The sequence below is a fragment of the Pseudomonas sp. GZD-222 genome (assembly GCF_049310525.1).
In the GTDB taxonomy this organism is placed as follows: Bacteria; Pseudomonadota; Gammaproteobacteria; order Pseudomonadales; family Pseudomonadaceae; genus Aquipseudomonas.
In genome coordinates this window covers 1-18,722 of the sequence record NZ_JBMOWO010000149.1, presented here as the reverse complement: position 1 = coordinate 18,722, position 18,722 = coordinate 1, and the positions used below count along the sequence as shown (strand labels likewise).

Below are 18,722 nucleotides of genomic sequence, written 5' to 3'. Positions count from 1 at the left end.
TCACGGTGTAAGTGATTACGCCACCTTCACCGACGGTGGTGACATCGGCAGTCAACTTCACGGTCGACGTATCGACAGTGTCAGTGACTTCGGTTACCGCCGCAGATGGGTCGATGTCGAGTTTTTCAAAGTCACCACCGGTGGTGCTTTCGATCACGGCTTCTACTTTGCCGGCATCGACATAGACGTCGTCCTTCGGCGCGTCGAAGAGCACGCTGCCCTCAGTATCGCCTGCCTTGATCTGGATGACCGCCCCGTTGTCGAGGGTGATGGTCATGTCGGTACCGGCCTTGTTGGTCAAGGTGGCGGTGTAAGTGATCTGGCCGCCTTCCTCAACCGACTTGCTGGCACTCAGCGAGACGCTGGTGCTGTCTTCCGCGCCCGGTACGTCGGTGACGGTGATGCTGGTTTCGCCGGAGGTTTCGACCTTCTCGAAGTTGCCACCGGTGACCGACTCGATGCTGTTGGTCAGGTCGAGGTTGCTGGTGTGTACGTTGTTTGGCGCGGTGAACTGCGCGGTACCGGAAGTGCCGTCTACCGGGATGGTGATGGTTTGACCGTTGGCCAGTTTGACTACCAGTGGCGCGCCGGTGACCGGCGAGCTGACGGTCACGGTGTAGGTGATTACACCGCCTTCACCGACGGTGGTGACATCGGCAGTCAACTTCACGGTCGACGTATCGACGGTGTCAGCTACATCGGTAACGGCTGGAGTGTTATCCACCGCCAGCTTCTCGAAGTCACCGCCGTCGGTGCCTTCGATAGTGACTTCAACTTTACCGGCGTCCACATAAACGTCGTCGCTTGGCGCATCAACGGTCACGCTGCCAGTGGTCGCACCGGCGGCGATGTTGATCACCGCGCCGTTGCTCAAGGTAACGGTCATCGCCGTGCCGGCCGGATTGCTCAGGGTCGCGGTGTAGGTGATCTGGCCACCTTCGTCGACGCTGCCGGTAGCACTCAGGGACAGGCCGGTAGATGCAGTGCTATCCGGGCCATCGGTCACAGTGGTCAGCGGGTTGCCGGTGGTTTCCAGCTTCTCGTAGTTGCCGCCTGTGGTGCCGGTGATGCTGTTGGTCAGGTCCGGGTTGGTCGTGTGGACGTTGTCGGGTGCAACGAACTCGACCGAACCTGTGCTTTGACCGACAGGAATCGTGATCTGCTGACCATTGGCCAGGGTGATGACCAGGGCCGAACCGGTAACCGGTGCGGTCACCGAAGCGGTGTAGGTCACCACGCCGCCTTCAGTAACGCTCGGAGTCGCGGTGAGGGTAACGGTCGAGGTGTCGAGGGTGTCGGTCACCTCAGTTACCGCCGGTACTTCGCTGACCACCAGGTTTTCAAAGTTGCCGCCATCGACCTTGTCGATGCTCACGCCAACACTGCCGGCATCGATGTACACGTCGTCGCCAGGCGCCGCCACGCTGACGCTGCCTTCGGTCTGGCCTGCAGCAATGGTGATCACCGCGCCATTGCTCAGGGTCACGGTCACCGGGGTGCCGGCCGGGTTGGTCAGGGTTGCGGTATAGGTGATCTGGCCGCCTTCGGCGACGGTACCGGTGGCGGTCAGGCTCAGGCCGGTGTTGTCGATCGAGTCGGTGATGGTGGTGACGGCCGGGTTCGGGTTCGGCACCAGGTTTTCAAAGTTGCCGCCGGTGGCACCGGTGATGGTGGTGCTGACACTGCTGCCGTTGTTGTAGACGTCGTTCGGTGGCGTCTGTACATCGACGGTGCCGGTGCTCTGGCCCGCGCCGATGGTGATGGTGGTGCCATTGGACAGGGTGACGGTCACCGGCGTCTGGGCCGGGTTGGTCAGGGTGGCGGTGTAGGTGATCACGCCACCTTCGGTGACACTCGGGTTCGCGGTCAGGGTGACCGTGGTGGTGTCGACGGTGTCGGTGATCTGGGTGACCGCCGGGGTGGTATCCGGCGTGATGATCAGCCCGGCGCCACCGGTGGTACCGGTAATGGTCGCGGAGATCTCGCTGCCATCCAGGTAAACGGTGTCGTTCGGCGGGATGGTCACGCTGACGCTGCCGGTGGTCTGGCCGGCGCTGATAACGATGACCTGGCCATTGGAAAGCGTTACGGTCAGGTCGGTCAGCGGTGGCTGGCCCAACGTGGCGGTATAAATGATCACGCCACCAGCTTCGGTGATCGACGGCGTGGCGGTCAGCGTCAGGCCGGACTCACGGGTAGGTGTCGTGGTGCCCGGGTTGTTGGCATCGTCCAGGCCGCCCAGGTCGAGGCGATTGTTGTCGATGGCAAAGCCGATGGGGCCGGTTGGGAAGCCAATGGTCGGATCCACCGAACCTGCGGTGGCATCGAGCATGACGAAGCTGTGACCGCCACCGGCGGCACCGGAGCCAGCCGCACTCGCGCCGGCAGCGGTAGCTTCGAGTTCGGTAGTCGGGTCAAGACCGGCAGCAATGGCCTGTTGCAGCTCTTCGACCGACGGCGCGGCTTGCGCGGTGGCAGCGGCCAGGTCGGTGCTGCTGTCTGGGGCGTCGGCACTCCATTGCGTATCGCGGCCCAGGTCCAGCGTGCGGCCATCGGCCAGTTCCAGGGTGACGGCGCCTGCAAGGCCGGTCAGTACCTGCTCACCAACGAACAGGCGATCACCCTCAATGAGTACGCGACGGGCCCCTTCCGGAGATACCGCGATGACTTGGCCAACAATGCTTTTGACGATTGCGACAACATTGCTCATTGGATTCTCCGAACTACCCGTTCAATTGGCTTCCATGCCAGCTGGCGCTGATTGCCGCTTCCGATGGAATGTTACAAATAGATGTTTTGACGCGTAAAAGCGTCAATTATGTGTCATATAATTATTGGCTATTAAGTTTATGCCAAACTATTGACCTTCCTCTCGCCATCCTAAACAATCAGCTTCGTAATGTCACATTGATATTTGAGCGGCTGCCACTCTTCCTACGTACGTTCGAGTACCTCTCTGGAAGTTTCCGACATAAGGTCTACTCGGTTGCCATTTTCGAATGCAGCAACGTTTTTTGCTGTGATTTGGGACAAGAGGTCCCTGGGAAAAAAGTTAAATGCGCGCGTCACTGTTCACTGCTCTTCCATTCGCCCTCGCCGCCAGCTTCGTTCAAGCACAATCCCTGCCAGAGGCCATGCAGAAAGCCCTTGAGGTACACCCTGAAATTCAAGCCGGGGTTAATAGCCGCATTGCCGCCGACTATCAGTTGCGTGCTGCCAAGGGCGGCTATTTGCCGCGGGTCGATGTGCTGGCTGGCTACGGTCGTGAAGGTACCGACAGCCCGAGTACCGGTAACCGCTGGGAAACCCTGAATCGTGGCGAATCCAGCGTGCGTCTGCGGCAAATGGTTTTTGACGGTTTTGCCACCTCCAGTGAAGTAGGGCGTCAACAAGCCACCGTTAACTCCCGTGCCTATTCCTTGCTGGGCTCCTCGGAGCGCACGGCATTGACCGTAGCCCAGGTGTACCTGGATGTCCTGACCCGTCGCGAGATGGTGCGTCTGGCAGAAGACAACCTGCGCAGCCACGAACGTATCTTCGATCAGATCAAGTTGCGTACGGCCCGCGGTGTAGGCCGTCTGGCCGACCTTGACCAGGCCGACGCGCGTCTGGCCCAGGCCCAGAACAACCTGATCACCGAGCAAACCAACCTGGCCGACGCCAAGACCAACTACCTGAGCGTGATTGGGCAGTTGCCCGATGAGTTGAGCGCACCGGCACCGTTTATCGATTTGTTGCCGGCCAACCTCGATGAAGCGCGTCAACAAATGATCGAAAGCAGCCCGATCCTGCGCTCGGCAGAGTCCGATATTGCCGCGGCAGAACAGCAGTACCAGGCGGCGAAGTCGTCGTTCTATCCACGTTTCGATGCAGAGCTCGGCCGTACCGCCGATAACGATATCGATGGAATGAACGGCCACAACAACGAATGGCAGGCTATGCTTCGCATGAGCTTCAACCTGTACGCTGGTGGTAGCAACAAGGCCGACCTGGAATCCAAGTCGTACTTGACCAACCAGGCGCTGGATATTCGCAACAATGCGTTGCGCCAGCTCAATGAGGAATTAGGTTTGGCATGGAATGCTATGGATAACGCCAACGCGCAATTGCCTATTGCCCAGCAATACGTCGATCGCAGCAACAGCGTGCGCTCTGCCTACCAGCAGCAATTCAGCCTGGGCGAGCGGACCCTGCTTGACTTGCTCGATAGCGAGAACGAACTTTTCACTGCCCAGCGCCGCCTGACGGAAGTGAAGTTCATCCAAGTGTTTACTCAATATCGAATCAAGGCGACCATTGGTCAACTGCTCAAGAGCCAGGGCGTTGTCGCGCCAATGGCCACCGTTGTGCAAAACGATATGAAACCAAAAGTGAGCCTGCCAGGCATGAACTGAGGCTCACGTTAAACTCCAACCGTAATTATCAAGAGAAGCCGCGTGGAATCAGAAGTCAGTCGAGTCCAACTCAGCCATGATCCACGCAGCCAGCACGACGATCCGTTGCTGGACAGCCTGCTTTCACTCTGTGTACTGCACCAGAAACCCGCCAGCCGGGCGATGTTGACCACCGGCCTGCCGTTGCCGGCCCAGCGCCTGAGCCCGGAGCTGTTGCCGCGTGCGGCGGCCCGTGCCGGTTTGCAGGGGCGTTTGCTGCAACGCAAGCTGGAGCAGATCCCGAACATCGCCATGCCGGCCATGCTGCTGCTCAAGGATGGTCGCAGCACGGTGTTGCTCGGTTGGGAGAATGACGACACCGCGCGCCTGTTGCTCAGCGAGAGCGACGGCGGCGAGGTGCATGTCAGCCGCGAAGCACTGCAGGCTGACTACAGCGGGCGGGTGTTCTTCGCCCAGCCGCAGCACAAGTTCGACGTCAACCACGGCAACCTGATTCCCCGGGCCCGCTCCTGGTTCCGCGACACGCTCAAACGCAGCCGCTGGCTGTACATCGATGCCATCGCCGCCAGCCTGGTGATCAACCTGATCGCCCTGGCTGCGCCGCTGTTCGTCATGAACGTCTACGACCGCGTGGTACCCAACCAGGCGACCTCGACGTTGTGGGTGCTGGCAATCGGTATTGCCGGTGCCTATATATTCGATCTGATCCTCAAGGGCCTGCGCAGCCTGTGCCTTGACCTTGCCGGGAAAAAGACCGACCTGATCATCTCGGCCACCCTGTTCGAGCGCATCGTCGGCATGGCGATGAAGTACCGCCCGGCGCGGGTCGGCAGCTTTGCCCAGAACATTCACGAATTCCAGGGGCTGCGCGACTTCCTCGCGTCGCTGACCCTCACCAGCCTTATCGACTTGCCTTTCACACTGTTGATCCTGCTGGTGATCGCCATCATCGGCGGGCACCTGGTATGGATCCCGATCATTGCCTTCCCGCTGGCCCTGGGCATCGGCTATGCCTTGCAGAAGCCGCTGATGGCAACGCTGGAACAGACCATGGCCCTGGCCTCCGAGCGCCAGTCGAGCCTGATCGAGACCCTGGCCGCGCTCGATGCGGTCAAGGTCAACAACGCCGAGAGCGAACGCCAGTACATGTGGGAGCAGACCATCGGCACCCTCAGCCGCCTGGAGCTGCGGGTCAAGGTGCTGTCGGGCCTGGCGATGAACATCACCCTGCTGATCCAGCAGTTGGCAGGCGTTGCGCTGATTTGTGCCGGTGTCTACCAGATCATTGCCGGCAACCTCAGCATGGGTGGCCTGATCGCCTGCTACATGCTCAGTGGCCGTGCGCTTGGCCCGATGGGGCAGCTGTCCGGTTTGCTGACCCGCTACCAGCAGGCCAAGGTCACCATGGTCTCGACCGATCAGATGATGGAATTGCCGCAAGAGCGCAACTTCGAAGAGCGTCCGTTGAGCCGCCAGGTGCTGCAGGGCGCGATTGAGTTCCGTGGCATTGACTTCACTTACCCGAACCAGCAGAACCAGGCGCTCAAAGGCGTCAACCTGACCATCCGTCCTGGGGAAAAAATCGGCATCATCGGCCGCAGCGGCTCGGGCAAGAGCTCGTTGGCCAAGTTGATTGTCGGTCTGTATGAGGCGGACAAAGGCTCGTTGTTGATCGACGGCGTGGACATCCGCCAGATCGACGTCAGTGAACTGCGCCACAACATCGGTTATGTGCCTCAGGACATCCAGTTGATGGCCGGGACCCTGCGCGACAACCTGGTCAGCGGCGCGCGTTACGTCGAGGACGAACTGGTTCTGCAGGCGGCCGAGCTGTCTGGCGTCCATGAGTTTGCCCGCCTGCATCCACAAGGCTATGAATTGCAGGTCGGTGAGCGCGGCCAGAATCTTTCTGGCGGTCAGCGCCAGAACGTTGCCCTGAGTCGGGCGCTGCTGCTCAATCCACAGATCCTGCTGCTCGACGAGCCCACCAGCGCCATGGACAACACCGGTGAGGAGCGTCTCAAGCAACGTCTGCAAGCTGTGATCGAAAGCAAGACTGTAGTCCTGGTCACCCACCGGGCATCGTTGTTGTCACTGGTCGATCGCTTGATCGTCGTTGATCGGGGACAGATTGTTGCGGATGGCCCGAAAGCCGCCGTCATGGATGCGCTGAAGAAGGGGCAGATCAGTGTTGCATAAGATCGATATGGGCCAGTTCAAGGACAGCCTGCGCAAATACTTCAAAGGTTCGGAGTCGCTCAGCGGCCAGCCGCTGCCCGAGGTCAACAAGGCCCTGATCGAAGACGCGCCGCGCATTGTGCGTTTGACTATCTGGGGCGTGATCGCCTTTTTCCTGTTCCTCGGATTGTGGGCCAACTTCGCGATCATCGACGAAGTCACCCGCGGTGAAGGCAAGGCAATTCCATCGTCCAAGCTGCAGAAAATCCAGAACCTGGAAGGCGGGATCGTTGCGCAGATCTATGCCAAAGAAGGCCAGATCGTCGAAGTTGGCGCGCCATTGCTGCGTCTGGACGATACCCGCTTTGTTTCCAACGTTGGCGAAACCGAAGCCGATCGCCTGGCCATGGCTCTGCGTGTGGAGCGCTTGAGCGCTGAAGTCGAAGACCGGCCGCTGAAAATCGACGAAGAGATTCGCAAGGCTGCGCCCAGCCAGGCGGCCAACGAAGAGTCGCTGTATCAGAGCCGCCGTCAGCAGTTGCAGAGCGAAATCGGTGGCCTGCAGGAGCAGTTGGTGCAGCGCCAGCAGGAGCTGCGCGAGTTCAGCTCCAAGCAGGGCCAGTACCGCAACAGCCTGCAGCTGCTGCGCCAGGAAATCAGCATGTCCGAGCCTCTGGTCGCCCAGGGCGCAATCTCCCAGGTTGAAGTGCTGCGCCTCAAGCGTGCTGAAGTGGAGAACCGCGGCCAGCTCGATGCCACCTCGTTGGCTATTCCGCGCGCCGAGTCGGCGATCAAGGAGGTCGAGCGCAAGATCGATGAGACCCGCGGCAAGTTCCGCAGCGATGCCCTCACCCAGCTCAACGAGGCGCGTACCGACCTGAGCAAGGCTCAGGCCACCGGCAAGGCCCTGGACGACCGGGTCAACCGGACTCTGGTGACCTCACCGGTGCGCGGTATCGTCAAGCAACTGCTGGTCAATACCGTTGGCGGTGTGATCCAGCCGGGCAGTGACCTGGTCGAAATCGTACCGTTGGATGACACCCTGCTGGTTGAGGCGCGTATCCGCCCGCAGGACATTGCCTTCCTGCACCCGGGCCAGGAAGCCATGGTCAAGTTCACTGCTTATGACTTCACCATCTATGGCGGCCTGAAAGCCAAGCTGGAACAGATCGGTGCCGACACCATCACCGATGAAGATAAAAATACCTTCTATGTGATCAAGCTGCGCACTGACCGCAGCCACTTGGGTAGCGACGACAAGCCGTTGCTGATCATCCCGGGCATGGTCGCTTCTGTGGATATCATCACTGGCAAGAAAAGCGTGTTGAGCTATCTGCTCAAACCGATCATTCGCGCCCGTGCCGAGGCCTTGCGCGAGCTTTGAAGGCATCGGGGGGAAATCCCCCCCCCCTTGGGTTGGTGGGAGCGGGCTTGCCCCTCGATGAGGCCCTTAAGCTCACCATATGCTTATTCAATAAAGATATTTAAATTATATCTCTTATGACTTTATAGTCACTTCCCTGCGTACCTGCCGACCAATCGGCGCGCCGCACGACCGAACCAACACGGAACCCCGTGAGTTTCTGATCGATGCGCGCACCTTTGGGCGCGCTCTGCGTGGGAGTGAATCATGTCAGCGGCCTCCAGCGCCTTGTCGTCTGTCGACAGCGCACAACAACAACGCTTCGAAATTCGTCCTTTCTCCGGTGCCGTCGGTGCTGAAATCATCGGTCTGGACCTGTCCCGTGCAGTTAATGCCGAGGACTTCGCCCAGATTCACCGCGCCCACCTCGACCATCATGTCCTGGTCTTTCGCGACCAGCACATTACCCCCGAACAACAGATAGCCTTCAGCCGCCGTTTCGGCGTGCTGCAGATCCATGTGCTCAAACAGTTTCTGCTGGCCGGCCACCCGGAAATCCTGATCGTCTCCAACATTGTCGAGAACGGCCAGAACATTGGCCTGGGCGATGCCGGCAAGTTCTGGCATTCGGATCTGTCGTACAAGGAACTGCCGAGCCTGGGTTCGATGCTGCATGCCCAGGAGCTGCCGAGCGAAGGCGGCGACACCCTGTTCGCCGACATGCACAAGGCCTGGGACGGACTACCTGAAGCCCTGCGCAATGCCGTGCAAGACCGTAGCGCGGCTCACTCTTACACCGCGCGCTACAGCGAAACCAAATTCGAAGGCAACTGGCGTCCGACGCTGACTGCCGAGCAACTGGCCCAGGTGCAGGAAGTGATTCACCCGATAGTGCGCACGCACCCGGAGAACGGCCGCAAGGCCCTGTTCGTCAGTGAAGGCTTTACCACCCGCATCGTTGGCCTGCCTGAAGACGAAAGCCGGCAGATCCTCGCCGAGCTCCATGCCCATAGCGTGCTGGAGCAGAACATCTACCGCCACCAGTGGCAGCCCCGTGACCTGGTGTTCTGGGACAACCGTTCGCTGATCCACCTGGCTGCCGGTTGCCCGGCGCACCTGCGCCGCAAGCTGTACCGCACCACCATCCAGGGCGATGCCCCGTTCTGACCGATTTGAGGAGTACAGCATGCGCAAGTCAATCAGCCGCCTGGCGGCCAGTATCACGCTCGGTGCCAGTCTGCTCGCCGGCAGTCTGGTAGCCCCGGCCACCGCCCGGGCCGAAGGCGAAATCCGCATCGCCGAACAGTTCGGCATCGTCTACCTGTTGCTCAATGTGGTGCGCGACCAGAACCTGATCGAAAAACACGGCAAGGAGCAGGGCATCGACATCAAGGTCGACTGGACACAATTGTCCGGTGGCGCGGCAATCAACGATGCTCTGCTGTCCGGTTCGATTGATATCGCCGGTGCTGGTGTCGGCCCCTTGCTGACCATCTGGGACCGCACCCAGGGCCGGCAGAACGTCAAGGCCGTGGCGTCGCTGGGCAACTTCCCTTACTACCTGGTCAGCAACAATCCCAAGGTCAAGACCATCGCCGACTTCAGCGAGAAGGACCGCATTGCGCTGCCGGCCGTGGGTGTTTCGGTGCAATCGCGCTTCCTCCAGTATGCCGCCGCCAAGCAGTGGGGCGACAAGGAGTACAACCGTCTCGACAAGTACACCCTGGCGGTTCCCCACCCTGACGCTACCGCCGCCTTGCTGGCCGGTGGCACCGAGCTGAACGCGCACTTCTCCAACCCACCGTTCCAGGACCAGGTGCTGGCCAACAAGGACGTGCACGTGGTGCTCAACACCTACGATCTGCTCGGGCCGAACTCGCCGACCGTGCTGTTCGCCACCGAGAAATTCCGCAAGGACAACCCGAAGACCTACAAGGCCTTCGTCGAGGCCCTGGCCGAAGCGGCGGACTTTGCCCAGAACGACAAGGCCGCGGCAGCCGACACCTACATTCGTGTGACCAAGGCCAAGATCGACCGCGACGCGCTGCTCAAGATCATCGACAACCCGCAGTACGAGTTCAGCGTCACACCGAAAAACACCTACCCGCTGGCTGAGTTCCTCTACCGCGTGGGCGCGATCAAGCACAAACCCGAATCCTGGAAAGACTACTTCTTCCAGGACGAGAAACCGCTGCAAGGGAGCTGAAACGCATGAACACCCCATTGCCAGGCCACACGGTCAGCAAGTTGAGCAGCGTCGCCACGCCGCCGCTGCTGCAGGTGGATAACGTCAGCCTGGAATACCGCACGGCGCAGCGCGTGGTGCGGGCCACTCACCAGGTCAGTTTCGAAGTGGACAAGGCGGATCGCTTTGTCCTGCTCGGCCCGTCCGGTTGTGGCAAGTCGACCTTGCTCAAGGCGGTGGCTGGTTTTATCGAGCCACGGGAAGGGCAGATCCGCCTGCAGGGCCAGGCGGTGCATGGTCCGGGGCCGGACCGCATCGTGGTGTTCCAGGAATTCGACCAGCTGCCGCCGTGGAAAACCGTGAAACAGAACGTGATGTTCCCGTTGCTGGCCTCGGGCACGCTCAAGCGCAAGGACGCCGAAGCGCGTGCGTTGCACTACCTGGAAAAAGTCGGCCTGGGCGGCTTTGCCGATGCCTACCCACACACCTTGTCCGGCGGCATGAAAGCCCGGGTTGCGATTGCCCGGGCGCTGGCCATGCAGCCGAAAATCCTGTTGATGGACGAGCCCTTCGCGGCGCTCGACGCGCTGACCCGACGCAAGATGCAGGAAGAATTGCTGCTGTTGTGGGAGGAGGTGCGTTTCACCTTGCTGTTCGTCACCCACTCCATCGAAGAAGCGCTGGTGGTGGGTAACCGCATCCTCTTGCTGTCGCCCCATCCGGGACGAGTGCGGGCCGAGATCCACAGCCATCAGTACGACCTGCAGAGCCTTGGTGCCAGTGACTTCCAGGCCTCGGCGCGACGCATCCATCGCTTGCTGTTCAACGATGACGCGCATGCCGACCACCACCCGGCAGTGGATTTTGCCGACATCCGTATTGCCTACTGACCGGGAGAATTGCCATGACCTCATCTGTTACGCCGCGTCAGGAATATGAGATTGTTCTCGAACCGCTGCTCAGCGTGCCGGTCGAGCGAGAGCTGCCTCTGGGCCAACGCCTGTGGCAACAAGCCTGGCTGCGCAAGGGGTTGATCCTGGTGCTGCTGGCTGTGGCCTGGGAAGCTATCGCGCGCTACCAGGCCAACGACCTGCTGCTGCCCAGCTTCCTGCAGACTGCGGCGGCCCTGTACGACGGCCTGATCACCGGCGAATTGCCGGCCAAGGTCGGCGTTTCCCTGGTGGTGCTGCTCAAGGGTTATCTGCTGGGCATCGTCCTTGCGTTCGCTCTGACCACCCTGGCGGTCTCGACCCAGTTCGGCCGTGACCTGCTCAGCACCTTGACCTCGATGTTCAACCCGTTGCCGGCCATTGCCCTGCTGCCGCTGGCGTTGCTGTGGTTCGGCCTGGGTGACAACAGCCTGATTTTTGTCCTGGTGCACTCGGTACTTTGGGCCCTGGCCCTGAACACCTACGCGGGATTTCTCGGCGTGTCCGAGACCTTGCGTATGGCCGGGCGCAACTACGGTCTGCGCGGCCTGCGCCTGGTGCTGCATATCCTGATTCCGGCCGCGCTGCCGTCGATTCTTTCGGGTCTGAAGATCGGCTGGGCCTTTGCCTGGCGCACCCTGATTGCTGCCGAACTGGTGTTCGGCGCCACCAGTGGCAAAGGCGGGCTGGGTTGGTACATCTTCCAGAATCGCAACGAGCTGTACACCGACAAGGTCTTCGCCGGGCTCGCCGTGGTGATTCTGATCGGCCTGCTGGTGGAAAGCCTGGTGTTCAACAACCTGGAGCGCATCACCGTGCGCCGCTGGGGCATGCAGCGCTGAAGGGATCAGGCGGTCTGGTACTGCGCTGCGGCGTTGCTCAGGGTTGTCGCAATCTGTTGGCGCAGATTCAGCGGCTGTTCGACGATCAGGCTGTCACCTTGGCTCAGTAGCCACCAGCGCAACTGCCAGCTGTTGCTCACCGTCGCACGCAAGCAGTGCCCGTGCTCCAGCTGCATCAGTCGCATGTCTGCCGCCACCGGAGTCTCACGCAGCAAACGCGCGAGGTTTTCGCTGACCCAGGCCTGCAATTCGATCTTGTCGGTATCGTCAAACTGCTGGGTATCGCTGCGCAGATAGGCCTGCAAATCAAAGTCGCGCAGGCCTTCGGTGGCGTTATTGAGCACGCGCAACTGCTGGAAACCCGCATTGGCGGCCCAGTACCAGCCATAAGGAATGCTCTTGTCGTTGCGTTCCAACGGGAAAATCAGCGACAGCTCGTTCAAATCGCGCTCGATGGTGCGTTTGCTGATGGTAAAGCCGGCGTCTTTCAGGCGGGCTACCAGCTCGGCGCTGGTGGTGCCGGGTGAGCGGCTGGGCAGTTGGCGCAGCAACTCCCATTGACGGCTGAGCGTGGCGCGGGTCGTAGCGGAGGGCAAAGTGTGGCGTCCTTGTCTAGGCTTGCGGTTGTAGCATGGCCCTAGCGTAATGATATGGCAATTGGCCATTTATCTATCAAATCAAGGATGAAGCAGTTGATTTGCCTCAACCGAATCGTTCGCGACAGGTTTTGTCGTGGCGTTGCGCAGAATCACGCCTCATTACACCCGCCTTCGGTTCGGAGGGTTGTTCAATGAGGATGAACATGTCAGCTGCCAGCAACATTTACCCACTGCTCGAGCGTCTGCTTCCCGAGCGCATCATGGCGCTGCCTGGCCGTTCCAACCAGCTGGAGCGGTTGTACGCCGGGGTGGGTATGCCCAGCCAGCGGGCGGCGTTGGGGGAAAGCTTCATCCTCATCAGCCGCCTGGAAGAGGCCACTGACCTGCAAGCGCTGTACAGCGATCTGCGCGCTCAGGCCCTGAACGGTAATGTGGCAGCACTCAATGACCTGGGCTGGATCTGGCTCAACGGCAAATACTGGCGCGCCGACCCGCCGCTGGCCGGGCACCTGCTGCGCATGGCCGCGTTACAGGGCAGCGCGGCCGCCTGGTTCAACCTGGGCCAGCAGTACTACTTCGGCAAGGGTGTGGAGGTCGCTTATGCCAGCGCGGCGGAGTATTACCAGCATGCCTTCGAGTGTGGCCTGGAGCAGGCGGCTGCGGCTTTGGGTGACCTCTACGAGGAAGAAATCTGCGACAGTGATGCACAGAAGTGGACAGTCGACCTGCACATGGCCTACCGCTGGTTCCTGCGTGGCGCCCAGCGCGGCGAAGCACGCTGCCGATTCGAAGTGGGCTACCGGTTGCTGCACGGCCAGAGCGTCGCCGCCGATCCGAAGGCCGGGGTGTACTGGCTGGAGCTGGCGGCGGTGGCCGGGGTGATGCAGGCCGCTGAAGAGTTGGCGGTGCACTTCAGCGTGTCCCACAACGCCTTGCGCTACCTGTTCTGGCGCGACCAGGCGATCGCCATGGGCAGCTCGCTGGCCCTGACCATGAAGCTGGAAGACCAACTGCAGCCCTGAGGGTGGCGTCCGTCAGTCGCGCTTGACGTTGGGGGCGCGGATCGCAGAATATAGATAGTTAGCAAACTATGAATATGGCGATGACCCTCCCTTCATGACTCTCGATGCACTGCAACTGAACATCAGCAGCGGTATGGTGGTGGCCGGTCGGCACTGGCGGCGGATCTGCCAGGCGACTCTGGCCGGCTACGGTATTTCCGAGGCCTGCGCGATGCCGTTGCTGATGATCGTACGCCTTGGCGATGGTGTGCATCAGGTGGCGGTGGCTCAGGCCGCCGGTCTTGAAAGCCCCTCGCTGGTACGCCTGCTCGATCAACTGTGCAGCGCCGGGTTTGTCTGCCGCAGCGAAGACCCTGTGGATCGCCGTGCCAAAGCCTTGAGTCTGACCAAAAGTGGCCGTGTGCTCGCCGAAACCATTGAAGGCGAGCTGGTACGCCTGCGCCGAGAGGTGTTGCAAGGCATCGACGAGGCCGATCTGCTCGCCACCCTGCGCGTGCTGCGTGCTTTCGAACAGGCCGCGCAACGCACCCCGGGAGTACCTTCGTGAAGGGCTTTTTCAGTTCCATGCCGCCCGCTCGCGACTGGTTCTACGGCGTGCGTACGTTCTCGGCATCGATGATCGCCCTGTACATCGCCTTGCTCATGCAGCTGCCGCGGCCTTACTGGGCCATGGCCACGGTCTACATCGTCTCCAGCCCCTTTGTCGGCCCGACCAGTTCCAAGGCGCTGTACCGCGCCATGGGCACCTTGCTGGGCGCGGCTGGCGCAGTGTTCATGGTGCCGCTGCTGGTGCAGACGCCGGTGTTGCTGACCGTGGCCATTGCCCTGTGGACCGGCACCTTGCTGTTTTTGTCGCTGCACCTGCGCACCGCCAACAGCTATGCCCTGATGCTGGCGGGTTACACCTTGCCAATGATTGCCCTGCCGGTCGTCGATGACCCGTTGCGGGTGTTCGATATTGCCTCGTCCCGGGCCCAGGAAATCTGCCTGGGTATCGTCTGTGCGGCGGTGGTCGGGGCGATCTTCTGGCCGCGGCGCCTGACTCCGGTACTGGTTGGCGCCACCGGCAATTGGTTCAACGAGGCCATTCGCTACAGTGACACTTTTCTGGCCCGCAGCGCATCGGCCGAAACCGTGGGTACCTCGCGTGCCTCGATGGTTGCCACCTTCAACTCCTTGGAGTTGATGATTGGCCAACTGTCCCATGAAGGCGCACGCCCGCAGACGGTGAAAAATGCCCGCGAACTGCGCGGCCGGATGATCCATCTGTTGCCCGTGGTCGACGCGCTGGACGATGCCTTGCTGGCCCTGGAGGCCCGCGCGCCGGCACAGGCCAGGCAGTTGCAGCCGTTGCTGGAGCAGGCCCGTGAATGGTTGCAGAGCACCGCCAACGACGCCTCGCCGAGCCGCTGGTCGGCGCTCAAGGCTCAACTTGAACACATGCAACCCAGCGCCGCGGCCCTCGATGAGCGCCCTGCATTGCTGTTATCCAACGCCCTCTACCGTCTGGCGGAGTGGGTCGACCTGTGGCAAGACTGCTGCAGTCTGCAGCACGCCATTCGCAACGAAGACCTGTCGCCCTGGCGTGCCGTTTATCGGCACTGGCGCCTGGGTCGCCTGACGCCGTTTTTTGATCGCGGGCTGATGCTGTACTCGGTGTTTTCCACCGTTACCGCAATCATCGCCGCCACCACCCTGTGGATCCTCTCGGGGTGGAACGACGGCGGCAGCGCGGTGATTCTCGCGGCCGTGGCCTGCAGCTTCTTTGCGGCGATGGACGATCCGGCACCGCAGATCTATCGGTTCTTCTTCTGGACGGCGGTGTCGGTGGTGTTTGCCAGCCTTTACCTGTTCCTGGTACTGCCCAATCTGCACGACTTCCCGATGCTGGTGCTGGCCTTTGCCGTGCCGTTCATCTGCGTCGGCACCCTGACGGTCCAGCCGCAGTTCTACCTCGGCACCTTGCTGACCATCGTCAACACGGCCTCGTTCATCAGTATCCAGGGTGCTTACGACGCCAACTTCCTGACCTTCATCAACTCCAACCTGGCTGGGCCCGTGGGGTTGTTGTTCGCCTTTATCTGGACCCTGGTGATGCGCCCGTTCGGGGTGGAGCTGGCGGCCAAACGGCTGACGCGCTTCAGCTGGCGCGACATCGTCGGCATGACCCGGCCGGCGACCCTGGCTGAACACCGCCACCTCGGCGTGCAGATGCTCGACCGTCTGATGCAGCACCTGCCACGCCTGACCCAGACCGGCCAGGACACCGGTACCGCGCTGCGCGACCTGCGCGTTGGCCTGAACCTGCTCGACTTGCTGGCTTACATGCCACGCGTCGGCGCCCGCCCTCGGCAGTTGCTCGAACGGGTGGTGGAGGAGGTGGGCGAACACTTTCAGGCCTGTCTCGATGCCCGCCGCCGCCTGCATGCGCCCGAGGTGCTGTTGCAGAGCATGGAGCGCGCGCGCCGCGCCTTGAACCTGAATGACCTGGCCGACAGTGCCGAAGCCCGGGTGCATCTATTGCACGCCTTGAGCGGCCTGCGTCTGGCGCTGCTGCCAGGCGTCGAGGTGGTGCTCGAGCCGTCCGATGATCAGCCGCAACTGCCGTACGGCATCGATGGAGCCCCCTTGTGATCGGTGAACTGGATATCAGCGGGGTCTTCCTGCCCACGTTGCTGGTGATGATGGTCCTCACCTACCTGTTGTTCCTGGGGGTGCACGCCGTGCTTACCCGTGTACATTTTTACCGCCTGGTCTGGCACCGGGCGTTGTTCAACGTTGCGCTCTACGCCGTGCTGCTCGGCACGGTCGATCACTTTTGCCGAAACCTGATGCTGCCATGAAAAAACCATTGTTGACCCTGGGCCGTGTGGTCCTGACCCTGCTGGTAGTGACGCTGGCGACCGTACTGGTCTGGCAGATGGTCATGTACTACATGTTCGCGCCCTGGACCCGGGACGGGCACATCCGCGCCGATGTGATCCAGATCGCACCGGACGTTTCCGGTCTGATCCAGCAGGTCGAAGTGCGCGACAACCAGGTGATCAAGCGCGGCGACGTGCTCTTCACCATCGACCAGGACCGTTTCAAACTGGCCCTGCGTCACGCCCAGGCGACCCTGGCCGAGCGCAAAGAAACCGTCGCCCAGGCCCAGCGTGAAGCGCGGCGTAACCGTGGCCTGGGCAACCTGGTGGCGCAAGAACAGCTTGAAGAAAGCCAGTCTCGCGAGGCGCGCGCGCAGTCGGCGCTGGCCGAAGCCCAGGTAGCGGTGGACGCCGCTCAGCTCAACCTCGACCGTTCGGTGGTGCGCAGCCCGGTGGATGGCTACCTGAACGACCGTGCGCCGCGTGCCCACGAGTTTGTCAGCGCGGGCAAGCCGGTGCTGGCGGTGGTCGACAGCGCGTCCTACCACGTCGATGGCTACTTTGAAGAAACCAAGCTCGGTGGCATCCAGATCGGCCAAGCCGTGGATATCCGCGTGATGGGCGACAACGCTCGCCTGCGTGGACATGTGCAAAGCTTTGCGGCGGGCATCGAAGACCGCGACCGCACCAGCGGCGCCAACCTGTTGCCCAATGTCAACCCGGCCTTCAGCTGGGTGCGCCTGGCGCAGCGGATTCCGGTACGGATCGCGTTTGATGAAGTGCCTGCGGACTTTCGCATGATCGCCGGACGTACCGCGACCGTGTCGATCATCGACGGTAACGGCCAATGAAACGTCTATCGCTGCTTGGCCTGAGCCTGCTGCTGTCGGCCTGCCAGATGGTCGGACCGGATTATCAGTTGCCCAAGGACGGCGCGATCCAGCGTGCCGATCTGCAGGGTGAGTTGCGTCAGGATGCCAAGAGCGTGGTGTCTGCACCGGTGCCGCAGAACTGGTGGCACCTGTATCACGATCAGCGCCTCAATACCCTGGTCAGCCAGGCCCTGGAAGCCAACAGCGAACTGCGCGTCGCGGCGGCCAATATCGCCCGTTCGCGGGCCCAGGTCGAAGAGGCAGAGGCTCAGGGCGGATTCAACGGCGGGGTGAAACTGGGGGCGCAGCGTTTGCAGGAGTCCGGTGAAGCCTTCTTGCTGCCGGAGAAGGTGCCGGTGGCGAACATCGGTGAAGCGATCATCAGTGCGTCCTACCAGTTCGACCTCTGGGGCACCCTCAAGCGGGGTGTCGAAGCCGCCCAGGCCAATGCCGATGCAACCCAGGCCGCTGCCGACACGGCACGGATTACCGTGGTGGCCGAGGTGGTGCGTGCTTACACCCAGGTGTGTGCGGCCAACGAGGAGTACCACATCGCCCGCGAATCGCTGGATCTGCAGGAACAGAGCGTGACCCTGGTGCAGCGCCTGCGCGACGCCGGACGTGGCGATGAAACCCAGGTCACCCGTTCGCAGACTCAATTCAAGTCGCTGCGTGCCGAGCTGCCGCGCTACCAGGCTGCACGCGAGGCGGGGTTGTATACCCTGTCGATGCTGCTGGCCAAGCCGCTGGCACAGTTGCCGGCCGGCACTGCGGACTGTGCCGAGCTGCCGCATATCGCCCAGCTACTGCCGGTTGGCGACGGCGCCGCGCTGCTCAAGCGCCGTCCTGATATTCGTCAGGCTGAACGCAGCCTGGCCGCGGCCACTGCAACCATCGGCGTGGCCACTGGTCAGCTCTATCCAGACATCAGTATCGGCGCCCAGGTGGGCACCATCGGTATCCTGGAGAACCTCGGCGAACCGGCGACCAACCGCTGGGGCTTTGGCCCGGCGCTGACCTGGACCGTGCCGACCAATGGTTCGCGCGCCCGCATCCGTGAGGCCGAGGCCTCGACCCAGGCGGCGCTGGCGCATTTCGACGGGGTGGTGCTCAACGCCATCCGCGAAACCCAGACCAGTCTGGCGCAGTACAGTGCGTTGCTGGAACGGCGTGATGCCCTGGCGGACGCCGAGCGCTCGGCGCAGCAGGCGGCAGATCATACTCACCGGTTCTTCCAGGCCGGGCGCGAGTCGTTCCTGGCAGATTTGCAGGCGACACGTACCTATACCGATATGCGTGCGCAACTGGCGATGGCCAATACCCAGGTGGCGATGGGGCAGATCGGTCTATTCCTGGCCTTGGGCGGTGGTTGGTAGGCCACTGTCTGTGGGAGCGGGGGGGGGGGGGGGGGGGGGGGGGGGGGAGCTGAACGAAAGCGAGAAGAGAGAACGAACAACCACACACCACCAAACAC

15 protein-coding genes are annotated in these 18,722 nt (G+C 61.8%); 13 read left to right on the top strand and 2 right to left on the bottom strand.

The features are described 5' to 3' along the window. On the bottom strand, nt 1–2,710 hold a 2,710-nt coding region (locus ACO6VD_RS26900), incomplete at its 3' end, for a retention module-containing protein (protein WP_422422865.1). A gap of 346 nt (nt 2,711–3,056) precedes the next feature. Here ACO6VD_RS26900 and ACO6VD_RS26895 point away from each other — a divergent pair. The 7 genes from ACO6VD_RS26895 (at nt 3,057) to ACO6VD_RS26865 (ending at nt 11,891) form a co-directional block, all read left to right on the top strand. After that, the gene (locus ACO6VD_RS26895; protein ID WP_422422864.1) at nt 3,057–4,394 is read left to right on the top strand and encodes a TolC family outer membrane protein; all 1,338 of its coding nucleotides are present in this window, start codon (nt 3,057–3,059) and stop codon (nt 4,392–4,394) included. A gap of 42 nt (nt 4,395–4,436) precedes the next feature. Beyond that, nucleotides 4,437–6,593 carry a type I secretion system permease/ATPase gene (locus ACO6VD_RS26890; RefSeq protein ID WP_422422863.1) on the top strand — a complete coding sequence of 719 codons (2,157 nt, stop codon included), beginning with the start codon at nt 4,437–4,439 and terminating at the stop codon, nt 6,591–6,593. Nucleotides 6,594–6,600: 7 nt separating this feature from the next. Then, nucleotides 6,601–7,956: an HlyD family type I secretion periplasmic adaptor subunit gene (locus tag ACO6VD_RS26885; protein ID WP_422422866.1), complete on the top strand. Its 1,356-nt coding sequence runs from the start codon at nt 6,601–6,603 to the stop codon at nt 7,954–7,956. A gap of 246 nt (nt 7,957–8,202) precedes the next feature. After that, nucleotides 8,203–9,102 (top strand): TauD/TfdA dioxygenase family protein, encoded by a 900-nt coding sequence (locus tag ACO6VD_RS26880; RefSeq protein ID WP_422422862.1) that lies wholly within the window; start codon nt 8,203–8,205, stop codon nt 9,100–9,102. Nucleotides 9,103–9,121: 19 nt separating this feature from the next. Beyond that, nucleotides 9,122–10,141: an ABC transporter substrate-binding protein gene (locus tag ACO6VD_RS26875; RefSeq protein WP_422422861.1), complete on the top strand. Its 1,020-nt coding sequence runs from the start codon at nt 9,122–9,124 to the stop codon at nt 10,139–10,141. Nucleotides 10,142–10,146: 5 nt separating this feature from the next. Then, nucleotides 10,147–11,010 (top strand): ABC transporter ATP-binding protein, encoded by an 864-nt coding sequence (locus ACO6VD_RS26870; RefSeq protein ID WP_422422860.1) that lies wholly within the window; start codon nt 10,147–10,149, stop codon nt 11,008–11,010. Between the two features lie 14 nt (nt 11,011–11,024). Beyond that, nucleotides 11,025–11,891, top strand: coding sequence for an ABC transporter permease (locus ACO6VD_RS26865; protein ID WP_422422859.1), 867 nt, complete (start codon nt 11,025–11,027; stop codon nt 11,889–11,891). Nucleotides 11,892–11,896: 5 nt separating this feature from the next. Here the strand turns inward: ACO6VD_RS26865 and ACO6VD_RS26860 are convergent, their stop codons facing one another. Beyond that, nucleotides 11,897–12,487: a WYL domain-containing protein gene (locus ACO6VD_RS26860; RefSeq protein WP_422422858.1), complete on the bottom strand. Its 591-nt coding sequence runs from the start codon at nt 12,485–12,487 to the stop codon at nt 11,897–11,899. Between the two features lie 206 nt (nt 12,488–12,693). Here ACO6VD_RS26860 and ACO6VD_RS26855 point away from each other — a divergent pair, with 206 nt between their 5' ends. From ACO6VD_RS26855 to ACO6VD_RS26830, 6 genes are all read left to right on the top strand, one after another. Beyond that, entirely contained in the window at nt 12,694–13,512 is an 819-nt protein-coding gene (locus tag ACO6VD_RS26855) for a tetratricopeptide repeat protein (RefSeq protein ID WP_422422857.1), read from the top strand. Between the two features lie 94 nt (nt 13,513–13,606). Continuing rightward, entirely contained in the window at nt 13,607–14,059 is a 453-nt protein-coding gene (locus ACO6VD_RS26850) for a MarR family winged helix-turn-helix transcriptional regulator (protein ID WP_422422856.1), read from the top strand. Further along, entirely contained in the window at nt 14,056–16,146 is a 2,091-nt protein-coding gene (locus ACO6VD_RS26845) for an FUSC family protein (RefSeq protein WP_422422855.1), read from the top strand. Before ACO6VD_RS26850 ends, ACO6VD_RS26845 begins: the two co-directional genes overlap by 4 nt. Continuing rightward, nucleotides 16,143–16,355, top strand: coding sequence for a DUF1656 domain-containing protein (locus ACO6VD_RS26840; protein WP_028943804.1), 213 nt, complete (start codon nt 16,143–16,145; stop codon nt 16,353–16,355). The genes ACO6VD_RS26845 and ACO6VD_RS26840 overlap by 4 nt, the downstream gene beginning before the upstream one ends. Beyond that, entirely contained in the window at nt 16,352–17,227 is an 876-nt protein-coding gene (locus ACO6VD_RS26835) for an efflux RND transporter periplasmic adaptor subunit (protein ID WP_400173084.1), read from the top strand. Before ACO6VD_RS26840 ends, ACO6VD_RS26835 begins: the two co-directional genes overlap by 4 nt. Beyond that, complete coding sequence (locus ACO6VD_RS26830) at nt 17,224–18,624, top strand: efflux transporter outer membrane subunit (protein WP_422422854.1); 1,401 nt, start codon at nt 17,224–17,226, stop codon at nt 18,622–18,624. Before ACO6VD_RS26835 ends, ACO6VD_RS26830 begins: the two co-directional genes overlap by 4 nt. Nucleotides 18,625–18,722 lie beyond the last annotated feature (98 nt).

Bases quoted from the DNA above. Each gene is read 5' to 3' on its own strand.
- ACO6VD_RS26895 (WP_422422864.1), top strand. From the start codon at position 3,057: ATGCGCGCGTCACTGTTCACTGCTCTTCCATTCGCCCTCGCCGCCAGC.
- ACO6VD_RS26885 (WP_422422866.1), top strand. From the start codon at position 6,601: ATGGGCCAGTTCAAGGACAGCCTGCGCAAATACTTCAAAGGTTCGGAG.
- ACO6VD_RS26880 (WP_422422862.1), top strand. From the start codon at position 8,203: ATGTCAGCGGCCTCCAGCGCCTTGTCGTCTGTCGACAGCGCACAACAA.
- ACO6VD_RS26875 (WP_422422861.1), top strand. From the start codon at position 9,122: ATGCGCAAGTCAATCAGCCGCCTGGCGGCCAGTATCACGCTCGGTGCC.
- ACO6VD_RS26870 (WP_422422860.1), top strand. From the start codon at position 10,147: ATGAACACCCCATTGCCAGGCCACACGGTCAGCAAGTTGAGCAGCGTC.
- ACO6VD_RS26865 (WP_422422859.1), top strand. From the start codon at position 11,025: ATGACCTCATCTGTTACGCCGCGTCAGGAATATGAGATTGTTCTCGAA.
- ACO6VD_RS26855 (WP_422422857.1), top strand. From the start codon at position 12,694: ATGTCAGCTGCCAGCAACATTTACCCACTGCTCGAGCGTCTGCTTCCC.
- ACO6VD_RS26850 (WP_422422856.1), top strand. From the start codon at position 13,607: ATGACTCTCGATGCACTGCAACTGAACATCAGCAGCGGTATGGTGGTG.
- ACO6VD_RS26835 (WP_400173084.1), top strand. From the start codon at position 16,352: ATGAAAAAACCATTGTTGACCCTGGGCCGTGTGGTCCTGACCCTGCTG.
- ACO6VD_RS26830 (WP_422422854.1), top strand. From the start codon at position 17,224: ATGAAACGTCTATCGCTGCTTGGCCTGAGCCTGCTGCTGTCGGCCTGC.